Source organism: uncultured Agrococcus sp. (assembly GCF_945915485.1).
GTDB lineage: Bacteria > Actinomycetota > Actinomycetes > Actinomycetales > Microbacteriaceae > Agrococcus.
Genome location: NZ_CAMEFJ010000117.1, coordinates 1 through 6,021 on the forward strand (window position 1 = coordinate 1; position 6,021 = coordinate 6,021).

The 6,021-nt window shown below is 62.3% G+C and carries 6 protein-coding genes; 4 read left to right on the top strand and 2 right to left on the bottom strand.

Annotated elements, in window-relative coordinates; all coding sequences use genetic code 11:
* From gndA to Q0O95_RS12865, 3 genes are all read left to right on the top strand, one after another.
* The coding region (gene gndA / locus Q0O95_RS12855; protein ID WP_293699389.1) for an NADP-dependent phosphogluconate dehydrogenase at positions 1-897 on the top strand (897 nt) is incomplete at its 5' end.
* A 441-nt stretch (positions 898-1,338) separates the two neighbouring features.
* The gene (locus Q0O95_RS12860; protein WP_293699391.1) at positions 1,339-2,301 is read left to right on the top strand and encodes an ABC transporter permease; all 963 of its coding nucleotides are present in this window, start codon (positions 1,339-1,341) and stop codon (positions 2,299-2,301) included.
* On the top strand, positions 2,282-3,190 hold the full coding sequence (locus tag Q0O95_RS12865; RefSeq protein WP_293699393.1) for an ABC transporter ATP-binding protein: 909 nt from the start codon (positions 2,282-2,284) through the stop codon (positions 3,188-3,190). The genes Q0O95_RS12860 and Q0O95_RS12865 overlap by 20 nt, the downstream gene beginning before the upstream one ends.
* 23 nt (positions 3,191-3,213) lie before the next feature.
* Here Q0O95_RS12865 and Q0O95_RS12870 read toward each other — a convergent pair whose 3' ends face one another.
* Together Q0O95_RS12870 and Q0O95_RS12875 are read right to left on the bottom strand one after the other, a co-directional pair.
* Entirely contained in the window at positions 3,214-4,503 is a 1,290-nt protein-coding gene (locus Q0O95_RS12870; RefSeq protein ID WP_293699395.1) for an APC family permease, read from the bottom strand.
* A 47-nt stretch (positions 4,504-4,550) separates the two neighbouring features.
* Positions 4,551-5,816, bottom strand: coding sequence for a mechanosensitive ion channel domain-containing protein (locus tag Q0O95_RS12875; RefSeq protein ID WP_293699397.1), 1,266 nt, complete (start codon positions 5,814-5,816; stop codon positions 4,551-4,553).
* Between the two features lie 116 nt (positions 5,817-5,932).
* On the opposite strand from Q0O95_RS12875, the gene Q0O95_RS14110 reads away from it, so the two are divergent.
* Positions 5,933-6,021 (top strand): type II toxin-antitoxin system prevent-host-death family antitoxin (locus Q0O95_RS14110; protein WP_366516494.1); only part of this gene is annotated, 89 nt, incomplete at its 3' end.

Below are 6,021 nucleotides of genomic sequence, written 5' to 3' on the forward strand. Positions count from 1 at the left end.
GGCCACTTCGTGAAGATGGTGCACAACGGCATCGAGTACGCCGACATGCAGCTCATCGCCGAGGCGTACGATCTGATTCGCCGGGGCACGGGCAAGAGCCCCGCCGAGATCGCCGACATTTTCGAAGAGTGGAATCGGGGCGAGCTCGAGTCGTACCTCATCGAGATCACGGCTGACGTGTTGCGTCAGGTCGACGCCGAAACCGGCAAGCCGCTCGTCGACCTCATTCTCGACGCCGCGGGTGCCAAGGGAACCGGTGCGTGGACGGTGCAGACCGCCCTCGAACTGGGTGTTCCCGTGTCCGGCATCGCAGAGGCGACGTTCGCTCGTTCGCTCTCCTCGCAGCTGGCACAGCGTGCAGCCGCGACCGATCTGCCCGGACCCGCTCCCGAGTCGGTCTCCGACCCGAATGCGTTCATCGAGGATGTTCGGCTCGCGCTCTACGCTTCGAAGATCATCGCGTACTCGCAGGGCTTCGACGAGATCATCGCCGGTGCAGAGCACTACGACTGGGCCATCGACAAGGGCGCGATCGCCCGCATCTGGCGGGCCGGCTGCATCATCCGCGCGCGCTTCCTCGAGCGCATCACGGAAGCCTACGCTGAGCACCCGGAGCTCGAGGCGCTCGTCGTTGCGCCGTTCTTCACGGATGCCGTCGCAAACGCCCAGGACGCCTGGCGTCGTGTCGTGCAGTACGCGGCAGGATCGGGCATCCCTTCCCCCGCGTTCTCTTCTTCTCTTGCGTATTACGACGGGCTGCGTGCCGACCGCCTGCCTGCGGCGCTGATTCAGGGGCAGCGCGACTTCTTCGGTGCGCACACGTACCGTCGCGTCGACCGCGACGGCAGCTTCCACACCGAATGGTCTGGCGACCGCAGCGAGACGCAGGTCTCGTAAGAGGTGAACCAGTAGGGCGCTGTAGTGGGGATGCGCGGTGCAGCTCTCTGGAAAGCGGCGGAGGAAATTCGATTCGATGAATCGCATTCGTGGAAGATGTGCAGCTGTGTGTGATGGAAAACAATCCGGTGGATTGTTTTCGTGGAAGTAGCCCGGAAGGGCGCAATCCGGTGGATTGTTTTCGTGGCAATAACCCGAAGGTCGCAATCGCTGAGTCGCGCAGGGTCGATCTCGGCTTGCGATAAACATGAGCAATACGTCTGCACCGCTCGTTTCGGCGTATCCTTGTCATTGTGCTTCGCATCGAACGAGCAGCCTTCCGTGCTCTGTGTGCCGTGCGATAACGGTCTGTGCCGTGCTATGGAAAGATGTAGTCTTGCCCCTTATTCGTTGTATCCGCAGCCGCGTTAGCGCTGCCTGCCGGAAGGAACTCGGTCTGCTTTGAGCGATGCAAGTGTGAACGCTGAGGCTGAAGGCAGCGTCCCCTCAGTGCGCCGCCGCGAGCAGCGTGCACTCAGTGCTGCTCGCAGAACGGAGTTCGTGCAGAGAGTTGAGCAGCGCTACGCTCTCGACCACCTGCACGAAGTGAGCGGACGCCCACCCCTCGGCCAATACTTCAAACGGCTGTGGCAACGACGACACTTCATCTGGTGGGAGTCGAAGAGCAAGGTCGAGACCGAGAACATCGGCAACAGGCTTGGCTCGTTCTGGTTCATCCTGCGTCCGTGCCTCGACGCCGCCTTCTACTGGCTGGTCTTCGGGGTGGTGCTCGAAATGAGCAGAGGTGTGGACAATTACACCGCGTTCGTCATCATCGGTGTCTTCATGTTCCAGCTCACCAGCTCGGCAGTCAATAACGGCGTTAACCTGATCAAGTCGTCGAAGTCGACGATTCGGGCCTTCCAGTTCCCGCGCGCCTCCCTCGCGGTCGCATCCCTCGTCCACAACTTCCTCCAGCGCATACCGGCGATCATCGCGATGTTCGTGATCATCGTCGCGTTGCCTCCCCATGCACTCCCGCAGGTGACATGGCTGCTTTTCCCCGCGATTCTGGCGCTGCAGACCATCATGGACTTCGGACTCTACCTCCTGTTCGCACGCCTCGGTCACTTGATGCCCGACCTCGCGAAGGCCATGTCGTTCTTCTCGCGAATTCTGCTGTACGGGTCGGGCGTCATTTTCCCGCTCGTATCGAGACTGGAAGATCGACCGGAGATCCTGGCGATCATCGAGTTCAGCCCCGTCTACCAAGTGCTGATGATGTATAGGACAGCTCTCATCGATGGCGCGGTTCCCTCCGCCTACCAGTGGATTCTCCTGTCGGCTTGGGCCATCGGTCTCCTACTGGTCGGTTTCTTCTTCTTCTGGCGAGGGGAGGAGTCGTATGGCAGAGAACAACAGTGACGACGATCGTTCAAGGGGCGAACTCCCTATTCCGGGCGACGTCACCCTGCTGGCGAGCGATGTCGAACTCGAATACCGAGTTGCAGTCGATCGAGAGGACGGCAAACGACTCCCCTTCGGATTCGGCGTGCAGCACACGGTATTCGAAGCTGTTCGAGGCATTTCGCTGATCGCTCGCGAAGGCGAGTTCATAGGGCTGATCGGCCGTAACGGCTCAGGAAAGAGCACGCTGCTGCGTCTCCTCGCCGGCGTCGAGACGCCGACCTCCGGCACAGTCTTGGCGCGAAGCCGCCCCAACCTCCTGGGTGTTCGTGCAGCGTTGATTCCGAATCTGTCCGGAGTCGAGAACATTCGTCTCGGGCTCTTGGCAATGGGGCTCTCCCCCGCCGACGCGAAGGAGCGCAGAGCTCGTATCGTCGAACTGGCAGACATCGGTGATTCGATCAGGCGACCTATGCGCACCTATTCGGCCGGCATGAAAGCGAGGCTGCGGTTCGCGATCTCCGTTGCCGCTGATCCCGACATTCTCATGATCGATGAGGCGCTTGCGACGGGAGACGCGGCGTTCATCCAACGCTCGAAGAACGCCATGTACGACATGATGGAGCGCGCGGGAACAGGCTTCCTCGTCAGCCACTCGAGCCGCACAGTCGAAGCGATGTGCACTCGGGCCATCTGGCTCGACAGCGGCAAGGTCGTCGCCGACGGCCAGGTCGATGTCGTCACAAAGTCGTACAGGAGATACGCGCTGGCTCTCGCAAAGGGAAAACGCAAACTCGCCGCCAAGATTCTGGAAGAAGAACGGCAGACGCTCGACGAACGGTTCTCGGCGATGATGAAAGTCGGCACGATGCGTCCGCAGTCAAGCGACAGCGACGAGATCGACTAGCGGTCACATCCCAGTGCAGAGCTTCAGCGACTCGCGAACGTACGCCGGAACAGGAGTCCGAGCCCGAGCCAGGCGATCGCTGCAACAACTCCGACCCAGGAGAGCGTCAGCACGATCACAAGACAGCTGATGAGCCCGAACCACGGCAGCCAGCGCGGCAGCCACATCCTCGGCCCGGAACCGGCATCGGCAAGTCGCGCGCGCATCCTGATCGCAGCGAAGTGCGCGACAGCGTAATAGCCGAGCACGAACGTCGAAGAGAAGGCGACAAGACCGCTCGGAGGCAGCGTCACGACGGCGATGATCGCCAAGCACGTGCAGGCGATCTCGGCCACGACCGGTGTTCGCGTCCTCGCATTGATTTTGCCCAGCACACCCGGCAGCTCGCCGTCGCGCGCCATGGCCATCGACGTTCTACTCAAGCCGGCCAGGATGCCCATGAGCGACCCGAGACACGCCACGACCGCGGCCGCCAGCAAGACGATGTGGAGAACGGGATGCCCGACGAGGTCGGCCACGGGCGTCATCGACTCCGGCAGGCGGTCACGGAACGTGCCCGTGACGGCGAACGCGACCAGCCCGTACAGCACCAGCACGATGACGAGCGCTGTGACGATCGCGCGCGGTAGGGTCCTGCGCGGATCGCGGACTTCCTCCCCCAGCGTCGCCATCCTCGCGTATCCGGCGAAGGCGAAGAAGAGGATGCCTGCTGCCTGCAGCACGCCGAGGGCCGGAACGGTTCCGAGCCCGAAAGCGGCCATAAGCGAATCCGAGTCGGCGACGACCGAGGTCGAATCGCTGACCTGCGTCAACGTCGACGCGTTGCCGAACGCATTCCAGACGAGCGCGAAGACGACCGCAGCGAGCACGAGCACGACGATGACGGTCGAAATCGCCGACGTGAGCCTGATGCCGAGGATGTTCACGATCGCAAGCGCCACGAGCGCAATGACCGCCCACGCAGCAGCCCCGTCCTGATCGATGTGCCTGGCTGCGACAAGCGCGATGGCCGCCGCAGAGAAGGTCTTCCCCGTCACGAACATCCAGCCCGCACTGAACCCGATCCAGGGTTTCGCCTCCGCCCGCCCATAGGCGTATGCGCCGCCCGAAACCGGGTGCTCCATCGCGAGCTGCGCTGTCGAGAGCGCATTCACAGTCGCGACGACACCGGCCAGCACGAGTGCCGCGGGCAGCCACGCTCCCGCGATGGCCGAAGCGGGCCCCCACACGAAGAACAACCCCGCGCCGATCATGGCCGCGAGGCCGATCGACACGGCACCCACCGGGCCGATACTGCGGTTCAGTTGAGACACGGGTTCGAAGCGTACGTGATCTCGGTGAACAGCAGGTGACGTACCGTTCAGCCCTTATCGTCGACTTGACGATCGAGCTCGCCGGCAACTTCCTCCGCGTCCTCCACGTTCGACTCAGCCTCCACGATGTCCATGGGTTTCGTGAACTGCTCTCGCCGTGCCTCGGCCTCGTCACTGCCGTAGAAAAGCCCCTGAATGGGTGTCGAACCGGTGGGTTCACGCGGCTTCTTCTTCGACTTCGGCAGCGCTTCCTGCGTTTCGCGAACGCGCTGGTACGGAATTGCGCTCGGGTGGTTCTCCTTGATCCAGACCACCAGGAGCTCGCGAACGTGGTTGACCAGGTCGGCGGTAATCGCTGCATCATCGACACTCACGATGACGCGAATCTCCAGGAGGCCCTCGCGGGCATCCGTGACCTGCAGAATCGCAAGGCGCCCATCCCACAGCTCGCTGCCCTCGACGATACGCTGCAGCTCTTCGCGCATCTCATCGAGCGGCACGGTCCAGTCCACGTGAATGAACATCGTGCCGTATTTCTCGATCGTCGTTCGCGTGTAGTTGGTGAACGGCGTCGTCGTGAAGTAGGTCGAAGGCAGCACGAGGCGTCGGTCGTCCCAGATCCGAACGACGACGTAGGTGAGCGTGATCTCCTCGATGCGCCCCCACTCGTCCTCGACCACCACAATGTCGTGCAGGTTGATCGCACCGGAGAACGCCAGCTGCATACCGGCGAACACGTTCGTCAACGCACTCGTCGCCGCAAGACCAGCGACAACCGAAACAAGACCCGCAGAGGCGAGCAGCGACGTACCGGCGATGCGCAGCTGCTCGAACGTGAACAGCACCGACCCGATCGCCATGACGACGATGAGCGCACTCAGAATGCGGCGCATCAGCTGCACCTGCATCTGCACTCTCCGCGCTCGGCGCTCCGTCGCCTTGTCGGTCTTGAACCGCGCGAGCAGCGCGTCGCTCACCGCTTGCACGAGCGCGATCAGCAGCCACGCCACCGCGACGATCGTCACGATCTGCATCGTGTGATGGATGTTCGCCGTAACTCCCTCATCCCAATAGTGCGGGATGCGCATGATGGTTGCGGAGCTCCACGCGACCGTTACGAACACGAGTGCGAACACCGGCGTACCGAGCCGCTTGACGACCTGCTTGGACCTCGAGCGGCTGCGCGTAACGGCGGCAGAGATGGCTCGCAGGATGATCAGCGCGGCCGCTCCACCGAGCGCGCCCCACATGAGGGTGAGCCCGAACGGGATCACGTAGATCTGCATCAGATCGTCAATTGCGTCTTCAATCACAAGTCCACTCTTGCAAAAGGTGCTGTGCGAGCGCTATTCGAATGCTATTTTGCTTCTCGCTCCAGGGCATTCCATCTGGTCTGGTCAACTTGACCAGACCATGCTAAAGTGCGGCCATGAGTCTGACGGTGAATGTGCAGGAAGCAAAGACGCGACTGTCCGAGTTGCTGCGTCGCGTGGAATCGGGCGAGCAGATCACGATCGC